At 62.4% G+C, this 20483-nt stretch carries 20 protein-coding genes; 18 read left to right on the top strand and 2 right to left on the bottom strand.

All coding sequences use genetic code 11. The annotated features are described in order from the left end of the window. The first annotated feature begins 28 nt into the window (after positions 1-28). The 6 genes from ABI660_RS10585 to ABI660_RS10610 all read left to right on the top strand — a co-directional run bounded on the left by ABI660_RS10585 (position 29) and on the right by ABI660_RS10610 (position 6444). Positions 29-811, top strand: a complete 783-nt coding sequence (locus ABI660_RS10585; RefSeq protein WP_348067683.1) for a GntR family transcriptional regulator — start codon at positions 29-31, stop codon at positions 809-811. A gap of 325 nt (positions 812-1136) precedes the next feature. After that, positions 1137-2165 (top strand): TRAP transporter substrate-binding protein, encoded by a 1029-nt coding sequence (locus ABI660_RS10590; protein WP_348067685.1) that lies wholly within the window; start codon positions 1137-1139, stop codon positions 2163-2165. 65 nt (positions 2166-2230) lie between these two features. Then, entirely contained in the window at positions 2231-2755 is a 525-nt protein-coding gene (locus ABI660_RS10595; RefSeq protein WP_348067687.1) for a TRAP transporter small permease, read from the top strand. Between the two features lie 43 nt (positions 2756-2798). Beyond that, positions 2799-4115: a TRAP transporter large permease gene (locus tag ABI660_RS10600; protein WP_348067690.1), complete on the top strand. Its 1317-nt coding sequence runs from the start codon at positions 2799-2801 to the stop codon at positions 4113-4115. Positions 4116-4529: 414 nt separating this feature from the next. Continuing rightward, positions 4530-5495: a tripartite tricarboxylate transporter substrate binding protein gene (locus tag ABI660_RS10605; RefSeq protein ID WP_348067692.1), complete on the top strand. Its 966-nt coding sequence runs from the start codon at positions 4530-4532 to the stop codon at positions 5493-5495. 43 nt (positions 5496-5538) lie between these two features. After that, entirely contained in the window at positions 5539-6444 is a 906-nt protein-coding gene (locus ABI660_RS10610; protein ID WP_348067694.1) for a DUF1932 domain-containing protein, read from the top strand. Between the two features lie 19 nt (positions 6445-6463). On the opposite strand, the gene ABI660_RS10615 is transcribed toward ABI660_RS10610, so the two are convergent. Beyond that, positions 6464-7396 (bottom strand): LysR substrate-binding domain-containing protein, encoded by a 933-nt coding sequence (locus ABI660_RS10615; RefSeq protein WP_348067696.1) that lies wholly within the window; start codon positions 7394-7396, stop codon positions 6464-6466. A 365-nt stretch (positions 7397-7761) separates the two neighbouring features. Here ABI660_RS10615 and ABI660_RS10620 point away from each other — a divergent pair, with 365 nt between their 5' ends. The 12 genes from ABI660_RS10620 (at position 7762) to ABI660_RS10675 (ending at position 17781) form a co-directional block, all read left to right on the top strand. Next, entirely contained in the window at positions 7762-8472 is a 711-nt protein-coding gene (locus ABI660_RS10620; RefSeq protein ID WP_348067698.1) for a substrate-binding domain-containing protein, read from the top strand. Positions 8473-8508: 36 nt separating this feature from the next. Beyond that, positions 8509-9543, top strand: a complete 1035-nt coding sequence (locus tag ABI660_RS10625; protein WP_348067700.1) for an amidohydrolase family protein — start codon at positions 8509-8511, stop codon at positions 9541-9543. Position 9544: 1 nt separating this feature from the next. Continuing rightward, positions 9545-10228: a 4-carboxy-4-hydroxy-2-oxoadipate aldolase/oxaloacetate decarboxylase gene (gene ligK, locus ABI660_RS10630; protein ID WP_348067702.1), complete on the top strand. Its 684-nt coding sequence runs from the start codon at positions 9545-9547 to the stop codon at positions 10226-10228. 109 nt (positions 10229-10337) lie between these two features. After that, positions 10338-11267 carry an amidohydrolase family protein gene (locus ABI660_RS10635; protein ID WP_348067704.1) on the top strand — a complete coding sequence of 310 codons (930 nt, stop codon included), beginning with the start codon at positions 10338-10340 and terminating at the stop codon, positions 11265-11267. A gap of 29 nt (positions 11268-11296) precedes the next feature. Continuing rightward, on the top strand, positions 11297-13003 hold the full coding sequence (locus ABI660_RS10640) for a tannase/feruloyl esterase family alpha/beta hydrolase (protein WP_348067706.1): 1707 nt from the start codon (positions 11297-11299) through the stop codon (positions 13001-13003). A 12-nt stretch (positions 13004-13015) separates the two neighbouring features. Then, positions 13016-13459, top strand: a complete 444-nt coding sequence (gene ligA, locus ABI660_RS10645; protein WP_348067708.1) for a protocatechuate 4,5-dioxygenase subunit alpha — start codon at positions 13016-13018, stop codon at positions 13457-13459. 2 nt (positions 13460-13461) lie between these two features. Further along, positions 13462-14316 carry a class III extradiol dioxygenase subunit beta gene (locus tag ABI660_RS10650; RefSeq protein WP_348067710.1) on the top strand — a complete coding sequence of 285 codons (855 nt, stop codon included), beginning with the start codon at positions 13462-13464 and terminating at the stop codon, positions 14314-14316. 78 nt (positions 14317-14394) lie between these two features. Beyond that, the gene (locus tag ABI660_RS10655; protein ID WP_348067712.1) at positions 14395-15348 is read left to right on the top strand and encodes a Gfo/Idh/MocA family oxidoreductase; all 954 of its coding nucleotides are present in this window, start codon (positions 14395-14397) and stop codon (positions 15346-15348) included. A 146-nt stretch (positions 15349-15494) separates the two neighbouring features. Then, positions 15495-15866, top strand: coding sequence for a GIY-YIG nuclease family protein (locus ABI660_RS10660; protein ID WP_348067714.1), 372 nt, complete (start codon positions 15495-15497; stop codon positions 15864-15866). Continuing rightward, complete coding sequence (locus ABI660_RS10665) at positions 15863-16288, top strand: AsnC family transcriptional regulator (RefSeq protein WP_348067716.1); 426 nt, start codon at positions 15863-15865, stop codon at positions 16286-16288. Before ABI660_RS10660 ends, ABI660_RS10665 begins: the two co-directional genes overlap by 4 nt. After that, positions 16285-16767 carry a hypothetical protein gene (locus ABI660_RS10670; RefSeq protein ID WP_348067718.1) on the top strand — a complete coding sequence of 161 codons (483 nt, stop codon included), beginning with the start codon at positions 16285-16287 and terminating at the stop codon, positions 16765-16767. Before ABI660_RS10665 ends, ABI660_RS10670 begins: the two co-directional genes overlap by 4 nt. 9 nt (positions 16768-16776) lie before the next feature. Then, complete coding sequence (locus ABI660_RS10675; protein ID WP_348067720.1) at positions 16777-17781, top strand: aldo/keto reductase; 1005 nt, start codon at positions 16777-16779, stop codon at positions 17779-17781. A gap of 156 nt (positions 17782-17937) precedes the next feature. Here ABI660_RS10675 and rpoD read toward each other — a convergent pair whose 3' ends face one another. Next, positions 17938-20337: an RNA polymerase sigma factor RpoD gene (gene rpoD, locus ABI660_RS10680; protein ID WP_348067722.1), complete on the bottom strand. Its 2400-nt coding sequence runs from the start codon at positions 20335-20337 to the stop codon at positions 17938-17940. Between the last annotated feature and the right edge of the window lie 146 nt (positions 20338-20483).

The raw sequence follows: 20483 nt of genomic DNA on the forward strand, positions 1-20483 counted from the left end.
TCTTTTCTGTATACATTGAGAGGTCCAGATGAACGACAAAACCACTTCCCTGGCAGTCGCCGAAACGCAGGAGCCGGGCGCCTCCCAGACCGTCAAGGCGCAGCTGCGTCTGCGCGAAATGATTCTGGCCGGCGAGCTGCCTGGCGGCGGGCGTATTGCCGAGCTGGCGATTGTTGAAAAGCTCGGGGTGTCGCGCACGCCGATTCGCGCGGCGCTGATGCGGCTGGAGCAGGAGGGCCTGCTGGAAGGGCTGGTCAATGGCGGTTATGCGGTCCGCACTTTTTCAGAGCGCGATGTGTCCGAGGCGATCGAACTGCGCGGCACGCTCGAGGGGCTGTCGGCCCGGCTGGCGGCCGAACGCGGGGTGGCTGGCGCGGTGCTGGCCGAGGCGCGCGCCTGTCTCGGGCAGATCGACGGCGTGCTGAGCCAGCCGGCCCTCGACGACGAGTCCTTCCTGCGCTACGTCACCCTGAACCAGCGTTTTCACAACCTGCTCAGCGAGATGGCAGGCAGCACGGTGATCGCGCGTGAACTCGAACGCGTGGTGAACCTGCCGTTTGCCTCCCCCTCGGGCTTTGTCGTGTCGCAGGCCAACTCGCCGCAGGCGCGTGACATGCTGATCGTGGCGCAGGACCAGCACCGCCAGGTGCTGGACGCCATCGAGCGGCGCGAAGGCACGCGCGCCGAGGCCATCATGCGCGAGCACTCGCGCATCGCCCAGCAGAACCTGCGCCACGCGCTGGCGGGCCAGACCGGCTCGCAGATGCCTGAATCCATGCGGGCGATAAAACTCATTCGCCGCCGCGGCTGATTAATTATTGAGACTTCATAAATCAAGGCGGGGCAACTGACTCCCGTTCGCCCTGAGTCTGGGGAAGAGCCCATCGTCAAGCTCAGGAAATCCGGCCGCCTCACATCACTTCCTGCCCATCGACTGGATGGTCGGTCAAGGAGCGATATGGCGCGGTCGGGTATTGAGATATCCGGAGATGGGATATATCAAAATCATATAGCTGATAGAGCCCCACCCAGCGTTCCATTGGTGAATTTGCGGGGCGACAATCCGCAATGACCCCATAGGGGATCTGCCATCGCAGCGGTACCCTTTGTTTTCACCACTACCACCGGAGACTGAAATGAAAAAAAGAGCCCTCTTTAAAACCGCTGTGGCGGTTGCCGCCTTGTGCGCTGCAGGCGCTGGTTTTGCACAGCAGGTCACGCTTCGGCTGCACCAGATGCTGCCGCCGCAGGCGACCATTCCAGCCAAGGCGCTGATTCCCTGGGCGCAGAAGGTGGAGAAAGACTCCGGCGGCAAGATCAAGGTGCAGCTGTTCCACGCCATGCAGCTGGGCGGCGCGCCTCCTCAATTGTTCGACCAGGCCAAGGATGGCGTAGTCGACCTGACCTGGACGGTGCTGGGTTACACCCCGGGCCGCTTCAACAAGGCCGAGGCGTTCGAACTGCCCTTCATGACAACAACGGCCGAAGCCAGCTCCAAGGCTTTCCAGGAGTACGTCGAGAAGTACGACGCCGATGAGTTCAAGGACGTCAAGCTCATCTGCGTGCACACCCACGGCCCCGGCCTGTTCCACACCAAGGAACCAGTGACTGGCCTGGAGTCGTTGCGCGGCATGAAGATTCGCGGCGGTTCGCGCGTCATCAACAACATGCTGACCAAGCTCGGCGCCACCCCGGTGGGCATGCCCGTGCCAGCCGTGACGGAAGCGCTGTCCAAGGGCGTAATCGACGGCACCACCATCCCCTGGGAAGTGACGCCGGCGCTCAAGGTGTCGCAGTTGGTGCACAACCACACGACGTTCGCGGGCAAGTACGGCCTGTACACGCAGACCTTTGCCTTTGCCATGAACAAGGCCTCCTACGAGAAGCTGCCGGCCGACCTCAAGAAGGTGATCGACGACAACTCCGGCATGGTGGCTGCCGCCATGTTCGGCAAGGCCATGGACGACGGCGACAAGGTGGGTCACGAGATTGCCGTCAAGGCCGGCAACAAGATTGTCGCGCTCGACATTGCAGAGACCCAGCGCTGGCGCCGTACCGCCAGTGTTGTCGAGTCTGATTGGGTGGCCGAAATGAAAGGCAAGGGCATTGACGGCGCCAAGCTGGCCGCCGAAGCCCGGGCCCTGGTGGACAAATACTCCAAATAAGACCGGCACGGACAACTTAATGCAGCGGGGCACCTAGGTGCCCCGCGCCACATACAACATACGACATGGTCAAATTTATTTATGGCGCGGCTGAGTGGCTGGCCTATATTGGCGGGCTGCTCCTGTCGGCGCTGGCGCTGATGGTGGTTGTCAGCGTCGTGGGGCGCGCGCTCATCAACGTCGGCCTGGGCCCTGTTCCCGGCGACTTTGAAATGGTGGAGATGGCCACCGCTGTGGTTGTTTTCTTTTTCCTGCCCTGGTGTTACTTGAAAAACGGGCACGCCATGGTGGACCTGGTGTACATGCACCTGCCTCGCTGGGCGCAACGCGGCGTCACCATTGGATGCGACCTGCTGATGCTCCTGACCTGGACGGTACTGACCTGGCGCCTCGGCGTCTCATTGTTTGACAAGTACGGGGAAGGCGAAACCACCTTCATCCTGCAAATACCAGTGTGGTGGGCATTGGCGCTTTGCCTGTTCGGTGCCGTGATGGGCTGCCTGACCTACCTGGCCAAGACGCTGGTCGAGCTTGGTGCGGCCCGCGCTCCCGAGGGCTGGTCTTCCGGACCCGCAGGGGGACATATATGAGCAGCGCCGCGCAACACGATATGGCGAGTGCGGGGGGCAGGGTATGAGCGGCATTGAACTCGCGCTGTGGTCGTTCCCCATCCTGCTGGTGCTGATTTTCCTGCGCGTGCCCATCGGGCTGTCCATGCTGCTGTGCGGCTTTGGCGGGGCCTGGCTGGTGTACGGCAGCGTCGCGCCCATTCTCAACCAGCTCAAGCAGGTGACCTATGGCACTTTTTCCAGCTATTCCCTGTCGGTTATTCCGCTGTTTTTGCTGATGGGGCAGTTCGCCTCGATCGGCGGCATGTCAGCGGCGCTCTTCAAGGCGGCCGAAGCCTGGCTGGGCCACCGCCGCGGTGGCGTGGCGCTGGCCGCCATCGGCGCCTGTGCCGGTTTTGGCGCCATCTGCGGTTCGTCGGTGGCCACGGCGGCCACCATGGGCCAGGTGGCCCTGCCCGAGCTGCGCAAGAGCGGTTACTCGGGCGCGCTGGCGACCGGTTGCCTGGCTGCCGGCGGCACGTTGGGTATCCTGATTCCGCCTTCCATCGTGCTGGTGATTTATGCCATCCTGACGGAGCAGAACATTGCCAAGCTGTTTCTTGCCGCGTTTATTCCCGGCATCCTGGCGGTGGTCTGCTACATGACCGTGGTGACTCTCTATGTGCGCATCAGCCCCGACAGCGCCGGCAAGATGGCGCCCATGCCCATGCCCGAGCGCTGGCGTGCCACGCGCAAGGTCTGGCCGGTGCTGACCATCTTTGTCGTGGTGGTGGGGGGCATTTACGGCGGCCTTTTCACGCCTACCGAAGGCGCGGCCATAGGGGCGGCAAGCACCGGCCTGCTGGCATTGCTCAACGGCTCGCTGGGACGCAAGCAATTGCGCGAAGCGCTGGTGGGCACCGCCATGGCCACCGGCATGATCTTCATGATTGTGCTGGGCGCCGGCGTGTACAACACCTTCCTGGCGCTGTCGCAGTTGCCGCAGGAGGCCGCGTCGATGGTGGTTGCATCCGGTATGAGCCCATGGATGGTCATGGCGGCGATTCTTTTGCTGTACCTCGTGATGGGCTGCTTCATGGACTCGCTGTCCATGATCCTGCTGACCATCCCGATCTTTTTCCCCATCGTCACGGCGCTGGACTACGGCTTGAAACCAGAGGAGTTCGCGATCTGGTTCGGCATCCTGGTGCTGATTGCGGTAGAGGTGGGCATGATCACGCCGCCAGTGGGTATGAACCTGTTTGTGATCAATTCGATTGCGCGTGACATCCCCATGAGCCAGACCTTCAAAGGCGCCTTGCCGTTTGTGGCCAGCGACATGGTGCGCATCGTGATCCTGGCGGCCTTTCCCTCCATCACGCTGTTTGCGTTGAGGCTGTGACGGCGGCACTGCGCGGCTTTTTGCCCGCCGCGCGGTTCTTGGGGCGCTATTGAATCAATAGCTGGCGGCGCCCGACTGTTATGGGCTGGGGCCACTTTTGATTCAATATTTGTATCTACTTCGCAATCCTTGGGCCATCACACGAAAATTGGGGAAACTCTCTCCCTGACCCTCTCGCGCAGGGAGAGGGAAAGAGAGAAGAGGCTCGTCTTCGCTCCCTCTCCTTCTGGGAGAGGGCAGGGGAGAGGGCAAGCGCGACGCCAGGAGCTGAGTAGCTGCCATTGGTTTCTGCAAAGCCTGCAGCGCCTGTCATGCTTGTTTGTTCTGGTTGCCAGAAAATGGGGCAGCTTTCGGTGACGCGCTACATGGGCCAAAATGCCCAGACGTCAACGACACGAAACACGAGACATCCACATGATTTTTCAACGTCTTGCCTCCGGCCTGCTGGCCTCCGTGCTGCTGGCTTCGCTGGCTGCGGCACAAACCTTTCCGAGTAAACCCGTCAGGATCGTGGTGCCCTTCGGCGCCGGCGGCGTGGCCGACCTGACGGCACGCACGGTGGCGCAGAAGCTGGGCGAGTCGCTCGGCCAGCCGGTGGTCATCGAGAACAAACCCGGTGCCGGCGGCGTGGTGGCCGGCGACGCGGTGGCCAAGGCCGAGCCCGATGGCCACACACTGCTGCTGATGTCCAACGGCACGGCGGTCAGCGCGGGCCTGTTCAAGTCGTTGCCCTTCGACACCGCGCGCGATTTCGCACCGATCTCCACCCTGGGTTTCTTTGACATTGCCATCGTCACGCCGGCCGATTCGAAATTCAAGACCCTGGGCGAGCTGCTGGCGTTTGCCAAGGCCAACCCGGGCAAGCTCAACATTGGCACCATCAACGTCGGCAGCACGCAAAACCTGACGGCCGAGCTGTTCAAGATCAGTGCGGGCGCAGACCTGCAGATTGTTCCGTTCAATGGCACGCCGGCGGTGATCACAGCCCTGCGCGGCGGGCAGATTGATGCGGCAGTCGAAATCCTGGGGCCGGTGCTGCCGCAGATCAAGGCCAACGCTCTGCGCGCACTGGCCGTCACCGGCGAGAAACGCGCCGCCGTACTGCCCGACGTGCCAACCGCCAAGGAAAGCGGCCTGCCCGCCTTCGTGGCCTCCAGCTGGAACGCACTGGCCGCGCCGGCCAAAACCCCCAAGGACGTGATTGCCCGGCTGAACAGGGAAATCGCCGCTGCGGTCAATTCGCCGGACGTCAAAAAGAAACTGGCCGACCTGAACGTGGAAGCGCGCGCCAGCTCGCCCGAGCAGGCTGCCGAGTTGCTGGCCAGCGAAACCAAACGCTGGGGCGAGGTGATCACTCGCGCGAAAATTCCAACCCAGTAAACACCCAAATAACTGCAACCGCGTCACTGAAGGAGATTTGTTCGTGAAGTTTGAACACATGGGCATGGTGGGTTACGGCGAGGTCGGAAAAATTTTCACCGCCGGCCTCAAGGACAGGTTTTCAGGCAGCAGCGCCTGGGACCTCAAGTTCGAAGTACCAGCGCTGCGTGAGGAGCAGCTCGCACATGCGGCGCAGGCGGGCGTGGCGGCGTGTATCTCCATGGCCGAGCTGTGCGGATGTTCCGACCTGCTTGTTTCTGCCGTCACCGCGTCCAACACGCTGGCGGTGGCGCAGGCGGCCGCGCCCCACATCCGGCGCGGCGCGGTTTTCCTGGACCTCAACTCCGCGTCGCCTGGCACCAAGCAGCAGGCGGCGGCCCTGATCGATGCCGCGGGTGCGCACTATGTTGAAGCGGGTGTGATGACCTCGGTGCCGCCCTACGGCATTCGGGTGCCCATGCTGCTGGGCGGTGCGCGCGCGGCCGAGCTGGCTGCGGTGCTCGCGGCCTGGGGCATGGATGCGAAAGCGGTCAGCGAAAAACTGGGCGTGGCCAGCGCCATCAAGATGTGCCGCAGCGTGATGATCAAGGGCCTGGAGGCGCTGGTGATCGAGAGCTACACCACCGCCCGTGCCTACGGCGTGGAAGCGCATGTGCTGCCGACCCTGGCCGAAACCTTCCCCAGCATTGACTGGGAAAAGCAGGGCGCCTACTTCTTCAGCCGCGTGGTGCAGCACGGCCAGCGCCGCGCCGAGGAAATGCGCGAAGCCGCCCATACCGTGCACGAAGCCGGGCCGGGGTTTGATCCCTTCATGGCTTCGGCCATTGCCGACAAGCAGCAGTGGGTGGCCGACCAGGCCCGGGCTGGTCTCTTCAAGGGGATCGGCAAGGATGCCCGTTGGCAGGACTACGCGGACCGGCTGCTGGCACCTGCGCGCAAGGAGCCCTGATTCATCCGGTGTGTTGCTGTCAGGCGTAAGGCTTGAGAGCTTCCACCACCACCGCCTTGACGATGTCGATGGCCATTTTTTGCGTGTCGGTGCTGGCGCGGCGTGCAGAGCGCACCAGCATGAGCTCGCTCATGATGCGCGGCGAACGGATGCTGCGCAGGGTGAAGGGCGCCGGGTCTTCCACGTTGCTCAGCGTATAGCTTGGCAACACGGCGTGGCCCATGCCTTCCCTGACCAGGCTCAGGATGGCGTTCAGGCCGTCCACCTCCAGCGTGATTTGCGGCTTGCAGCCGATGCTGATCATTTCGCCCTCGACCAGAATGCGAAAGGCATTCGGCCGGCTGGGCAGGATCAGGGGCAGAGCGGCGACTTCGGCCAGGCTGATAGGCTGGCGCTTGCCCGTGCTGCCTTTTTTGGCAGCTGCGGTTTTGATGCTGCCCTTGCGTGAAATCAGTACCAGCTCTTCCGAATGCAGGCTGATGGTTTCCAGCTCGGGAGAACGGTCGGAGTTGTAGAGCACCGCCATGTCGAGGTTGCCCACACGCAGGCCCTCCAGCATCAGGATCGAAAAGCCCTCAGTCAGGGTCAGCTGGGCGTGCGGCAACTGCTGCCTGAAGGCCTGGGTCAGCGGCACGGTGATGAGTTTGGACAGGCTGGGCGGCAGGCCGATGGACACCCGGCCCGCCAGGCCACCGCGCACGGCGCCCAGCTCTTCGCGTGCTACTTCTACCTGGTGCAAAATGCCGCGCCCATGCTTGAGCAGCAGCTTGCCGGCTTCGGTGGGGATGGCGCCGCGCCCGGTGCGGGTCAGCAGGTTTTGCCGCAGCTCCACCTCCAGCAGCCGAACCTGGCGGCTGAGCGCCGGCTGGGCAATGTCGAGCGCGATGGAGGCGCGCGTGAAGCTGCCCAGTTCGGCCACGCGAACGAAGTATTCGAGTTGTTTGAGGTCCATGCTAGGGCCTGTTCACACTATTTATGCGAGTGCGAACATGGTTAAAACAGCGCCAATCTAGGCGCGCGACGACGCTCAGCCTGGGCGGCTGGGCTAGGAGCGCAACGACGAGTGGCGTTGTTTTAACCATATTCCCTTCGGGTTGCGATCAAAAAGGCCATGCGCAGTGTTGCAAAGCCTTGCCGGGCGTCGGCCCGGCTGCATTTTGCGCCTCGCGCATGACCTTTTTGACTCGCAACGCATCTTGCATAAATAGTGTGAACAGGCCCTAATTGAATAACCTTTGGCCTATTATGCCCAAGTGATATACCTGCTAGTCCGGGCTATGCCTTTCCACTGGACGCGGAAGGAATCAGAATCTCTTCATGCAAAGCGCCATTCCCGCCATCAAAGGCATTTCTTCCATGGCCACCCGCCAGGTGCTAGCCGAGTTGGTGGCCGGGTTCCAGCAGCAGGCTGGTTGTGCCGTCACCCTGGAGGCCGTGGGCGGCGTCGATGCCGCGAAGCGTGTGCAGGCCGGTGAGGTTTTTGACGTGGTGGTGTTGGCCTCTGAAGCGATTGACAAGCTCATTGCCGCTGGCCACCTCCAGGCGGGCAGCAAGGTAGACCTGGTCCGCTCCGGCGTCGCCGCCTGCGTGTGTGCTGGCGCGCCGCTGCCCGACATCAGTTCGGAAGACGCCGTGAAGCGCGCCGTGCTGGCCGCGCGCAGCATCAGTTACTCCACCGGGCCCAGCGGGGTTGCGCTGGCCAAACTGTTCGAACGCTGGGGCATTGCAGACGACATTGCGGGCCGCATGGTGCAGGCGCCGCCGGGTGTGCCCGTCGGCACCTTGGTGGCACGCGGCGAGGTTGAGCTGGGCTTCCAGCAACTGAGCGAGCTGCTGCATGTAGAGGGCATCACCGTGCTGGGCCCGCTGCCGCCGGCCATCCAGATCACCACCATCTTTTCCGCCGGCATTCATGCCAGCGTGCCGGCCGCCTCGCCGCAGTGGGAGCGAGTCCGCGCGATGCTGAACTACATGCACTCGCCACAAGCCGCTGAAGCGAAGCAGCGCCAGGGCATGGAGCCGGCCTGAACCGAACGCGACCACAACACGAACACAGGAGAAAACATGAGCCTCATCATTGACTGCCATGGTCACTACACCACGGCGCCCAAGGCGCTGGAGAACTGGCGCAACCAGCAGATCGCCGGCATCAAGGACCCGGCTGTCATGCCCAGGGTGGCCGATCTGAAGATCAGCGACGACGAACTGCGCGAGAGCATCGAGACCAACCAGCTCAAGCTGATGAAAGAGCGCGGCAGCGACATCACGCTGTTTTCGCCGCGCGCCAGTTTCATGGCACACCACATCGGCGACTTCAATGTCTCCAGCACCTGGGCCGCTATCTGCAATGAACTGTGCTTTCGCGTGAGCCAGCTCTTTCCCGACCACTTCGTGCCCGTCGCGATGTTGCCGCAGTCGCCGGGCGTTGATCCGAAAACCTGCATTCCTGAACTGGAGAAGTGCGTCAAGGAATACGGCAATGTCGGCATCAACCTCAACCCTGACCCGTCCGGCGGCCACTGGACCAGCCCGCCGCTGACCGACAAGCTCTGGTACCCGATCTACGAAAAGATGGTGGAGTACGACCTGCCGGCGATGATCCACGTCTCGACCTCCTGCAACCCGGCCTTTCACACCACCGGCGCGCATTACCTGAACGCCGACACCACGGCCTTCATGCAGCTGATTCAGGGCGATCTGTTCAAGGACTTCCCGACGCTGCGCTTTTTGATCCCGCATGGCGGCGGTGCGGTGCCTTACCACTGGGGCCGGTTTCGCGGCCTGGCGCAGGAGATGAAACGCCCACTGCTGAAAGACCATCTGCTGAACAACGTGTTCTTCGACACCTGCGTCTACCACCAGCCGGGCATCAACCTGCTCAACACGGTCATCCCGGTGAAAAACGTGCTGTTTGCCTCGGAGATGATTGGCGCGGTGCGCGGCATCGATCCGGAGACCGGCAACTACTACGACGACACCAAGCGCTACATCGAGGCTTCCACCATCCTGAGCGCCGACGACAAGCACCAAATTTACGAAGCCAACACGCGCCGCGTGTTCCCGCGCCTTGACGCGCTGCTCACCTCCAAAGGACTCTGACATGTTTGAACTTGGCGTTGTGTATCGCAACATCCAGCGCGCTGAGCGCGCAGCCACCGACCGCATGGCCAGCCTGGGTTCGGCCACCGTGCACGAGGCCATGGGCCGCGTCGGCCTGATGAAAACCTATATGCGGCCGATCTACCCCGGCGCGCAGATTTCCGGCACGGCCGTTACCGTCTTGCTGCAACCCGGCGACAACTGGATGATGCATGTGGCGGCTGAGCAGATTCAGCCCGGCGACATCGTGGTGGCAGCCTGCACCACCGACAACACCGACGGTTTTTTCGGCGACCTGCTGGCCAGCAGCTTCATGGCGCGTGGCGCGCGCGGCCTCATCATCGACGGCGGCTGCCGCGATGTGAAGACGCTGCAGGAGATGGGCTTCCCGGTGTGGAGCCGCGCCATCAGTTCCAAGGGCACGGTCAAGGCCACGCTGGGCTCGGTCAATATCCCGGTGGTTTGCGCGGGCATGAGTGTCAACCCGGGTGATGTCATCGTCGCCGATGACGATGGTGTGGTGGTGGTGCCGGCCGCGCTGGCGGCGAAGACTGCAGATGCCGCCGCTGCCCGCGAAGCCAACGAGGGCGAGAAGCGCGCCAAGCTGGCCTCCGGCATTCTGGGCCTGGACATGTACAACATGCGCGATCCGCTGGCCAAGCTGGGCCTGAAATATATTGACTAACCCCCCGAAGCGCCTTCGGCGCCTCCCCCAAGGGGGCAACACCAGCGGCCCGGCGAAGCCGGTTCCGCGGTGTTCCTGGCCAAGGCACCTCGTTGATAAGGTAATAAAGATGTCTCTTTCCAAGCCGGCAACCGGCGAATTCACCAAGACCCCTGGCTGGCTGGACTGGTACGACGGCCCGGCCAAACCCCGCTTTCAGCTGCCGCCCGGCAGCGTGGACGCGCACTGCCATGTTTTCGGTCCAGGCGCGCAGTTTCCCTATGCGCCCGAACGCAAATACACACCGTGTGATGCCTCCAAAGAGCAGTTGTTCGCACTGCGCGATCATCTGGGTTTTGACAAAAATGTGATCGTTCAGGCTACCTGCCACGGCAGCGACAACCGCGCACTGGTCGATGCCCTCCAACACTCGAACAACAAGGCACGCGGCGTGGCAACCGTCAAGCGCGACGTGTCCGATGCCGAGTTGCAGGACATGCATGCCGCCGGTGTGCGCGGCACGCGTTTCAACTTCGTCAAGCGGCTGGCCGATTTCACGCCGCGCGAGGTGCTGCTTGAAATTGCCAACCGCATTGCGCCGATGGGCTGGCATGTGGTGGTTTATTTCGAGGCGCAGGACCTGCCCGAGCTGTACGACTTTTTCACCGCTTTGCCGACAACGGTGGTGGTGGACCACATGGGCCGCCCGGACGTGAGCAAGCCGGTGGACGGCCCCGAGTTCGGGCTGTTTGTGAAGATGATGCGTGAGCACACCAACATCTGGAGCAAGGTCAGCTGCCCGGAACGCCTGAGCGTGTCCGGCCCGCCGGCCTTGAATGGCGAGCAGAACGCCTATCGCGACGTGGTGCCTTTTGCCCGGCGCCTGGTCGAGACTTTTCCGGACCGTGTGCTCTGGGGCACCGACTGGCCGCACCCCAACCTGAAAGACCACATGCCCGATGACGGCCTGCTGGTGGACTACATTCCGCACATTGCGAGGACCGCCGACTTGCAACGCAAGCTGCTGGTGGATAACCCCACCAGGCTGTACTGGGGCTGAGCCCGGCTATAAAAAACAGGAGACAAACCATGAACGTGTATATGCCTATTTTTCGATGGACACTGGCTGCCGCGGCCACCGCCGCGCTGCTTTCTGCCTGCAGCACCACGGGGCCAATGACCGGGTCAGTGAGCCTGGGAGCAGACCCCGCCGCTGCGTGCGCGCGCCTGGGTACCACCATTCCCGCCAGCGCCATCGGCCTGCCCAGCGGTGCAGCCAGCATCGACTCGGCCAGCCTGGCGCAGCCGGTAGCCCTGAGCGTGGCCGCTCGCGGCGCCACCCCTGCGGGGCGCATCACGCCGGCAACGCCCGCACATTGCCAGGTGCTGGGCCGCATTGCACCGCTGGACCCCAAAGCCCCGCCCATCCTGTTCCAGGTCAATTTGCCGCTGCAGTGGAACGGCCGCAGCGTGCAGTACGGTGGCGGCGGTTTCAACGGCACATTGATCAGCGGCCTGGGATTGATTCCCGCTGCGCGCTTTGACCAGCCCACGCCGCTGGCCCAGGGCTATGTCACTTACGGCACCGACTCCGGCCACCAGAATGCGCCGGGTGTGCTGCCGCAGGCCTTCGCGGCGAATGACGAGGCGCTGGTCAACTTCGCCCATGCCTCCTACAAGAAGGTGCGTGATGTGGCTGTGGCCCTGATGCAGCAGGCCTATGGCCGTGCACCGGCGAAGCTGTACTTCGTCGGCAGCTCGGAGGGTGGGCGCGAAGGCCTGACCATGGCCCAGCGTTATCCCAACGATTTCGACGGTATCTTCAGCCGCGTGCCGGTGATCAACTGGACGGCGCTGCAGTTCGCGGGCACGCGCAACGGCCTGGCCACCTTTGGCGAAGGCTGGATGCGGCCCGCCCAGGTCAAGCTGGTGCACGATGCTGTGCTGGCTTCGTGCGACGCGGCAGACGGCCTGGCCGATGGTGTGGTGTCCGACTTCGCGGGTTGCCGCACGCGCTTCGATGTGACGAAGCTGCGCTGCGCCGCCGGGCAGGGTGGTGATGGCTGCCTCAACGATGCCCAGGTGCGCGCTGTGCAGACGCTGCATTCGCCTTACCGCATGCCGTTTGCGCTGGCCCATGGTGTGGTGGAATATCCCGGCTGGGGTGTCTCCGGCGAGGCAACGCCAGCTTTCGGTCCCACCGGCGGCTGGAATGCCTGGTGGCTGGGCACCAGCCCCCCGGCGCAGCCGCCGCAGCCGACCAACGGCATTGCGTGGTTCTACGGCAGCGGCGCCGTCCAGCATTTTTACGCGCGTGATCCTGCCTTCGACGTGCGCAACTTCAGGCCCGAGAACTTCGCCGCACGCATAGCGCAGATCTCCGAATTGATGGACTCGACCAACCCCGACCTGACCGCCTTCAGCGCCCGCGGCGGCAAGCTGATGCTGCTGGAGAACATGGCTGACTACGCACAGAGCCCCTACGTCGGCGTTCGTTACTATGAATCGGTGGTCGCGCGCATGGGGCAGGGCAGTGTGGACCGCTTCTTCAAGTTCTACACTGCACCGGGTGTAGACCACGTGGGCAGCGGTGGGCCGGCCCATGCGGACATCCTGCCGGCACTGGTCGCATGGGTTGAGCGTGGCCAGGCGCCGGCCGGGCTGCAGCTGCTTGAGCAGCCGGTGGTGCAACCGTTCACGGTGGCCCGTGCCCGTCCGCTCTGCGAATGGCCGCTGTGGCCGCGCTACCGCGGTGGCGATGCGGCCCAGGCCGCGAGTTTCGTATGCAGCAAATGACAGGAGGCAGTTATGCCACTCGATAAACCTTATCTCGATGTTCCCGGTACCACCATTTTTGACGCCGAGCAGTCGCGCCTGGGTTATCACCTGAACCAGTTCTGCATGTCGCTCATGAAGGCGGACAACCGCGCGCGCTTCAAGGCCGATGAACGCGCCTACCTTGATGAATGGCCGATGAGCGAAGAGCAGAAGCAGGCGGTGTTGGCACGCGACCTGAACCGCTGCATCAAGGCCGGCGGCAACATTTATTTTCTGGCCAAGATAGGCGCGACCGACGGAAAAAGCTTTCAGCAAATGGCAGGCAGCATGACCGGGATGACCGAAGAGGAATACCGCGACATGATGATTGGCGGCGGACGCTCCGCCGAAGGCAACCGCGTGGTCGGCGAAGACGGGACCGCGCAGGCCCACCGCCAGCCGCAAGGCAAAGCCGGCGCAACACGGAACTCATGAACATGGCAAAAATTACCGCATCCGTTTACACCTCGCACGTGCCCGCCATTGGCGCCGCACTGGACCTCGGAAAAAGCGGCGAGCCCTATTGGCAGCCCGTGTTCAAGGGTTATGACTTCTCCAAAAAATGGCTGGCAGAGAACAGGCCCGACGTGATTTTCCTGGTCTACAACGACCACGCCACGGCCTTCAGCCTGGAGATGATTCCGACCTTTGCGATTGGTTGCGCCGAGTCTTTCACGCCGGCCGACGAGGGCTGGGGCCCACGGCCCGTGCCCGTGGTGCAGGGGCACCCTGAGCTGGCCGCCCACATCGCACAGTCGGTGATCCAGCAGGACTTTGACCTGACCATCGTCAACAAGATGGATGTGGACCACGGCCTGACCGTCCCGTTGTCGCTGATGTGCGGCCAGCCGCAAGCCTGGCCTTGCCCGGTGATTCCGTTTGCCGTCAACGTGGTGCAGTACCCGGTGCCGTCCGGACGGCGCTGCTTCGAGCTGGGCAAGGCCATCCGCAAGGCGGTGGAGAGTTTTGACAAGCCGCTGAAGGTGCAGATCTGGGGCACGGGCGGCATGAGCCACCAGCTGCAGGGACCGCGCGCCGGCCTGATCAACAAGGAGTTTGACAACGCCTTCCTCGACCAGCTGATCGCCGACCCGGAAGGCCTGGCTGGCAAGCCGCACATCGACTATGTGCGCGAAGCCGGTTCTGAAGGCATTGAACTTGTGATGTGGCTGATCGCCCGCGGCGCCATGGCTGACCTGGCCGGCGGCCTCGCGCCCAAGGTCGCCCACCGCTTTTACCATGTGCCCGCCAGCAATACGGCGGTGGGCCATCTGATTCTGGAAAACCAGTAACACCCCCGTTCGGGCTGAGCTTGTTGAACCCTGACCCTTCGACGGGCTCAGGGCGAACGGACCTCAAGGAGAGTACCCATGACCAAAACCATCAAAGTTGCCCTGGCAGGTGCCGGCGCTTTCGGCATCAAGCACCTCGATGGCATCAAGAACATCGAAGGTGTTGAAGTTGTTTCACTGGTCAGCCGCGAGCTGGAAAAGACGAAAGAAGTTGCCGCCAAATATGGCATCGCCCATGTCAGCACCGAGCTGGCCGACAGCCTGGCGCTCAAGGAAGTCGATGCCGTCATCTTGTGCACGCCGACGCAGATGCATGCCGAGCAAAGTATTGCCTGCATGAAAGCCGGCAAACATGTGCAGGTGGAAATCCCTCTGGCCGATACGCTGAAGGGCGCTCAAGAAGTGGTCGCCCTGCAAAAGCAGACCGGCCTGGTCGCCATGTGTGGCCACACGCGCCGCTTCAACCCCAGCCACCAGTACGTGCACAAGGAAATTTCGGCGGGCAGATTCAACATCCAGCAGATGGATGTGCAGACCTACTTCTTTCGCCGCAGCAACATGAACGCGCTGGGCCAGCCGCGCAGCTGGACCGACCACCTGCTGTGGCACCACGCCGCGCACACGGTGGACCTGTTTGCCTACCAGTGCGGCAGCCCCATTGTGAAAGCCAATGCCATCCAGGGGCCGATTCACCCGGCGCTGGGCATCGCCATGGACATGAGCATCCAGCTCAAGGCGGCCAATGGCGCGATCTGCACCTTGAGCCTGTCCTTCAACAACGACGGCCCACTGGGTACCTTCTTCCGCTACATCGGTGACAGCGCTACTTACCTCGCGCGTTACGACGATCTGTTCAACGGCAAGGAAGAAAAAATCGACGTCAGCAAGGTCGATGTGTCCATGAACGGCATCGAGCTGCAGGACCGCGAATTTTTCGCTGCCATTCGCGAAGGCCGCGAGCCGAACAGCAGCGTGGCCAAGGTGTTGCCGTGTTACGAGGTGCTGCATCAGCTGGAACAGCAGCTCAAGTAGGGCGTTTATAATTGCGGCTCAGGCGCTGAGGGGCGCCTGCCCGCACAAGAGGCTCTCACCCTCCTTCAATTTTTTTTAAACCTGACAGATCACGGGTTCGTTGGCCAAGCGCGGGATTGGCCTACAACGCACCCAGGAGTCTTGTCATGGCATCTATCCCTTCCTTTTCCCATGTTTGCGCGCCGGCTCCTGCCGGCCGCACCCGCAGTGAGCTGAAAAAGCACTACCGGGAAACCCCGCCGTCCATGGGCGTCTACGCCATCCGCAGCCTGTCCAGTGGCCGCGTGATCGTGGAGGCCAGCATGAATGTGCACGCGGCGATGAACCGTACCCGCTTCGAGCTGGATCACAAGTCACACCGCGACAAACAACTGCAACAGGACTGGCTGGCATTCGGCTCAGACAACTGCCGCTTTGAAGTCATCGACCTCGTCAAGCGGCGAGAGGATCCGGCTTTCGACTACAAGGCGGAATTGGCCAGTTTGCTAACGATGTGGCGCGAGGAGCTGGGCGTATGAAATCCAGTGCACTTGACGATTGTTTGCGGGTCAGCCTGGCTCACGCCAGCCTCACACTGAAACTGGACGATATTCTGGGCACCTTTCATGGCATGAGCCTGGGCGATTTCATTCTGCTGCGCTTGTTGTCAGAGGCCGAAGGCGGGCGTTTGTCGCTGGCCGGCCTGGTACGGCCCCTGGGCGTGCGTATGTCGGCCGTGCTCCGGCAGCTTGCGCCTCTGGAGAAGACCGGCTATCTCCAGCGGGAGCCCGGGCGTATGGTGGTTCTGCGGCCAGCCGGACGGGCACAGGTGACTGAGGCTGCAGTTACCGCCGAGGATATTTGCCTGGGCGCGCTCGCGGGTGTGGATGCCGCGGCACGGGAGAGTTTGAAGACCGTGTTGTCGCACCTGTGCCGTAGCAGCGCGCTGGAGCTCACGTGACCGCGCTGCTCGACGAATTGAAGACACGTGCGCGGCTTAGGCTCAATGCAGCCCGGCGGGAGGAAGCGGGCGCTGCCGACGTGCGCCTGCGCCACTGCCTGAACCAGGTCGCGCGCGAGGTGGGCTTTGTCCACTGGGAACACGCGCGGGCCGTGCTGGGAGGCGCGGCGGTGCGGGAGGATGACATGGGAACGTTCTGGCACGCGCCGCGGACCGGTATTTTGCTGAATCTGTGGCTGGCAAAGTACGAAGAAGCGCAGGCAGCTTTGGAGGCAGACCCACGGGCGTTCCTGCTGCCGTACCGCCGCCAGTTCATGGTCGTTCAGGCAGATTTCATCCAGGAGCTGGGTGTGGATGCCAGCCATCCCGCATGGGCTGAAACCGCACATGACCTTGTGGCCGCTTATGGTGGCAGTGCCTGGCTGGCACTGGCGGGCCAGCGGCTGAAAGCGCCCCGGGACAGCTTTATTTCCAGTTAAGCTTGCGTGATGCAAGAGCGAACCATAGGCCCTTTTCACGTTTCAGCCATTGGCCTGGGCTGCATGAACCTGAGCCATGCCTATGGCACACCGCCATCGGCAGAACAGGGCGAGCGCGTGTTGCTTGCCGCGCTTGATGCCGGCGTCACCTTGTTCGACACGGCCGCGCTCTACGGCTTCGGCGCCAACGAAACCCTGGTCGGCAAGGTCCTGTCCGGGCACCGCAGCCGCTTCACGCTGGCCAGCAAGGGCGGCATGGCGGGGGTGCAGTTTGAGGATGGCGTCAAACGTGTCATCGATGGCCGGCCTGAGGCCATTCGCAAAAACTGCGAAGACAGTCTCAAGCGCTTGCAGACCGATGTGATCGACCTGTATTACCTGCATCGCTGGGACAAGAAGGTGCCGATTGAAGACAGCGTGGGCGCGATGGCCGAGCTGGTGCGCGCGGGCAAGGTGCGCAGCATCGGCCTGTCCGAGGTGTCGGCCACAACCTTGCGCAAGGCCCATGCAGTGCATCCGATTGCAGCGGTGCAGACGGAGTATTCGCTGTGGACACGCAACCCTGAGATTGCCGTGCTCGAAGCCTGCCGTGAACTGGGCACGGCCTTTGTGGCCTTCAGTCCGGTCGCGCGCGGGTTTTTGTGCGACGCCATTCATGACGTGAGCACGCTCCAGCCCAAGGACATCCGCAGCACCATGCCGCGTTTTTCGCTCGACAACTATGCGGCCAACCTGAAGCTGCTGCCGCCCTACAAGGCGCTCGCCGAAGAAGCGGGTTGCACGCCCGCTCAGCTGGCATTGGCCTGGCTGCTGCACAAGGCGCCGCACATCATTCCGATCCCCGGTACCGGCAGTGTGGACCACCTGCAGGACGACTTGGGTGCGGCGAATGTGCGGCTGGATGCCGGTTTGATCGCACAGGTGGAGGCACTCATCAACCAGCGCACCGTCACCGGCCACCGCTACAGCGCCCAGAGCGCCAGCGAAGTCGACACCGAGGAATTTTCCGCCTGATTTGGCCGGGCGTCTCGATCGCTATATTATTAATAGCTGAAAGCCCCCGCCAGATAAGGGCTAGAGGCCTAAAAGACTTGTAATTTCATGAAAAAAACCGCAACCCGTCAAACGGGATGCGGCTTTTTTGTGACTGGGCCCTTGTGGCCCTGAGTCTTACAGCGTGTCGATGAAGCTGCGCAGCTTGTCCGAACGCGAAGGGTGCTTGAGTTTGCGCAGCGCCTTGGCTTCGATCTGGCGGATGCGCTCACGCGTCACGTCGAACTGCTTGCCGACTTCTTCCAGCGTGTGGTCGGTGGACATCTCGATACCGAAACGCATGCGCAGCACTTTCGCTTCGCGTGGCGTCAGGCTGTCGAGGATGTCTTTCACCACATCGCGCAGGCCGGCCTGCATCGCTGCTTCCAGCGGTGCGGTGTTGGCGCTGTCCTCGATGAAGTCGCCGAGGTGGGAATCGTCGTCGTCGCCGATTGGTGTTTCCATCGAGATCGGCTCTTTGGCGATCTTCATGATCTTGCGGATCTTGTCCTCGGGAATCTCCATCTTCTCGGCCAGGATGCTGGCGTCGGGCTCGAAGCCGAACTCCTGCAAGTGCTGGCGCGACAGGCGGTTCATTTTGTTGATGGTTTCGATCATGTGCACCGGGATACGGATGGTGCGCGCCTGGTCGGCGATAGAACGCGTGATGGCTTGGCGGATCCACCACGTGGCATAGGTCGAGAATTTGTAGCCGCGGCGGTATTCGAACTTGTCCACGGCCTTCATCAAACCGATGTTGCCTTCCTGGATCAAATCCAGGAACTGCAGGCCGCGGTTGGTGTATTTCTTCGCGATCGAGATCACCAGGCGCAAGTTGGCCTCGATCATTTCTTTCTTGGCGTCGCGCGAGTTGGTCTCGCCTTCGTTCATGCGCTTGTTGATGTCTTTCAACTGGCCGAGCGGAACCACCACGCGGGCCTGCACTTCACCGAGCTTGGTCTGCAGTTCCTGGATGGGCGGAATGTTGCGCGCCATGATGACGGACCAGGGCTTGCCGGACGCGACCTGTTTCTCGACCCATTTCAGGTTCAGCAGGTTGGGCGGGAAGTCCTTGATGAAGACTTCCTGCGGCATGCCGCATTTCTCGACGATGATGCGGCGCAGCTCGCGCTCTTTCTTGCGTACGTCCAGCACCTGGCCGCGCAACAGGTCGCACAGCTTTTCAATCGTCTTGGCGGTGAAACGCACGGTCATGAGCTCGTCGCTCAGGGCCTTCTGCGCTTTCGTGTAAGCCGGTGTGCCCCAGCCTTCCTTGTCGTAGGTCTTGTGGACTTTTTCGAACAGGGAGGCGATGGTGTCGAAGCGGCTCAGCGCTTCCTTTTTCAGTTCTTCGAGTTTTTTGGTCAGCGCCTTGGAGCCGCCCTTGCCGTCGTCGTCGTCTTCCTCGTCAAACTCGTCAAAGTCTTCCTCGGCCACGTAATCGTCGGCTTCGTTGGGGTTGGAAAAGCCGTCGACCACGGTGGAGATGACGATCTTGCCTTCGCGGATGTCTTCACCCAGGCGCAGGATTTCGGCAATGGTGGCCGGGCTTTCAGAGATGGCTTCCATCATCTTCATCAAGCCGCCTTCGATACGCTTGGCGATTTCAATTTCGCCTTCGCGCGTCAGCAGCTCGACCGTGCCCATTTCGCGCATGTACATGCGGACCGGGTCGGTGGTGCGGCCGAACTCGCTGTCCACGGTGGACAGCGCCGCTTCGGCGGCTTCTTCGGCTTCTTCTTCGCTGGAGCCGGCCGGCGCATTGGCGGTGATCAGCAGGGTTTCGGCGTCAGGCGTCTGTTCGTAAACGGCAACGCCCAGATCGTTCAGGGTAACAATGACGGCCTCAAGCGTTTCCGCGTCAATCAGCTTGTCGGGCAGGTGATCGGAAATTTCGCCGTGGGTCAGGTAACCGCGGGTCTTGCCGAGCTTGATCAAAGCCTTCAGGCGTGCGCGGCGCTTGGCCATGTCTTCTTCGGACAGCACGGTTTCGTCCAGGCCGAACTCTTTCATCAAGGCGCGTTCCTTGGCCTTGCTGATTTTCATGCGCAGTGGTTTGACCTTCTCGGTCGTTTCCGCTACCGGTTCGCCAACCAGGTCGTCTTCGATGTCGGACATGTCCTCGTCAACATCGCCCTTGATGGCGACTTTCGGCTTGCGGCCGCGCTTGGCGCCGCCGGCTTCCACAGCTGCGGCCGGGTTTTTCGGCGGGCGGCCGGGTTTCTTTTTCACGGGCACATCGGTGCCGGCTGTGGTCGGGGTGACCTTCAGCTCGGCTTCTTTTTTGGCAGCGGGTTTGGCGGTGGAGGCGGGGGACTTTGTCGGCACGGATGACACTTTCTTGGCTGGCTTTTCGGATTTCGGGGGAGCTTTGGGGACTGCGGTCTTTTTGCCGGGAACTGCTGTGGATATGGCGGTTTTTCGGGGTTTTTCAAGCTTGCTGGCAGCCTTCTTGACGGGCGGTCGGGCTGCAGGTTTGGCTGCGGCTTTGGACTTGGGCACGGCTTTGGCGGACTTGCTGGGCTTTTGAGCAGGCATGGCGAACTCCCGATGTAAAACTTCCTTCAACAGACTGGGTCCTGGGCACCTGACGGGGGTCAGGACGCAGGCACAAAAAATGCCCGCGCCGGATGGCTGGGCATTTACAGGCAAGTTGTTTGGGCGAACATTTGGTGTGCAGTCCT

The organism is Polaromonas sp. (assembly GCF_039930745.1).
Lineage (GTDB): Bacteria > Pseudomonadota > Gammaproteobacteria > Burkholderiales > Burkholderiaceae_C > Polaromonas.

Bases quoted from the DNA above. Each gene is read 5' to 3' on its own strand.
- ABI660_RS10585 (WP_348067683.1), top strand. From the start codon at position 29: ATGAACGACAAAACCACTTCCCTGGCAGTCGCCGAAACGCAGGAGCCG.
- ABI660_RS10590 (WP_348067685.1), top strand. From the start codon at position 1,137: ATGAAAAAAAGAGCCCTCTTTAAAACCGCTGTGGCGGTTGCCGCCTTG.
- ABI660_RS10595 (WP_348067687.1), top strand. From the start codon at position 2,231: ATGGTCAAATTTATTTATGGCGCGGCTGAGTGGCTGGCCTATATTGGC.
- ABI660_RS10600 (WP_348067690.1), top strand. From the start codon at position 2,799: ATGAGCGGCATTGAACTCGCGCTGTGGTCGTTCCCCATCCTGCTGGTG.
- ABI660_RS10605 (WP_348067692.1), top strand. From the start codon at position 4,530: ATGATTTTTCAACGTCTTGCCTCCGGCCTGCTGGCCTCCGTGCTGCTG.
- ABI660_RS10615 (WP_348067696.1), bottom strand. From the start codon at position 7,396: ATGGACCTCAAACAACTCGAATACTTCGTTCGCGTGGCCGAACTGGGC.
- ABI660_RS10620 (WP_348067698.1), top strand. From the start codon at position 7,762: ATGCAAAGCGCCATTCCCGCCATCAAAGGCATTTCTTCCATGGCCACC.
- ABI660_RS10625 (WP_348067700.1), top strand. From the start codon at position 8,509: ATGAGCCTCATCATTGACTGCCATGGTCACTACACCACGGCGCCCAAG.
- ligK (WP_348067702.1), top strand. From the start codon at position 9,545: ATGTTTGAACTTGGCGTTGTGTATCGCAACATCCAGCGCGCTGAGCGC.
- ABI660_RS10635 (WP_348067704.1), top strand. From the start codon at position 10,338: ATGTCTCTTTCCAAGCCGGCAACCGGCGAATTCACCAAGACCCCTGGC.
- ABI660_RS10640 (WP_348067706.1), top strand. From the start codon at position 11,297: ATGAACGTGTATATGCCTATTTTTCGATGGACACTGGCTGCCGCGGCC.
- ligA (WP_348067708.1), top strand. From the start codon at position 13,016: ATGCCACTCGATAAACCTTATCTCGATGTTCCCGGTACCACCATTTTT.
- ABI660_RS10650 (WP_348067710.1), top strand. From the start codon at position 13,462: ATGGCAAAAATTACCGCATCCGTTTACACCTCGCACGTGCCCGCCATT.
- ABI660_RS10655 (WP_348067712.1), top strand. From the start codon at position 14,395: ATGACCAAAACCATCAAAGTTGCCCTGGCAGGTGCCGGCGCTTTCGGC.
- ABI660_RS10660 (WP_348067714.1), top strand. From the start codon at position 15,495: ATGGCATCTATCCCTTCCTTTTCCCATGTTTGCGCGCCGGCTCCTGCC.
- ABI660_RS10665 (WP_348067716.1), top strand. From the start codon at position 15,863: ATGAAATCCAGTGCACTTGACGATTGTTTGCGGGTCAGCCTGGCTCAC.
- ABI660_RS10675 (WP_348067720.1), top strand. From the start codon at position 16,777: ATGCAAGAGCGAACCATAGGCCCTTTTCACGTTTCAGCCATTGGCCTG.
- rpoD (WP_348067722.1), bottom strand. From the start codon at position 20,337: ATGCCTGCTCAAAAGCCCAGCAAGTCCGCCAAAGCCGTGCCCAAGTCC.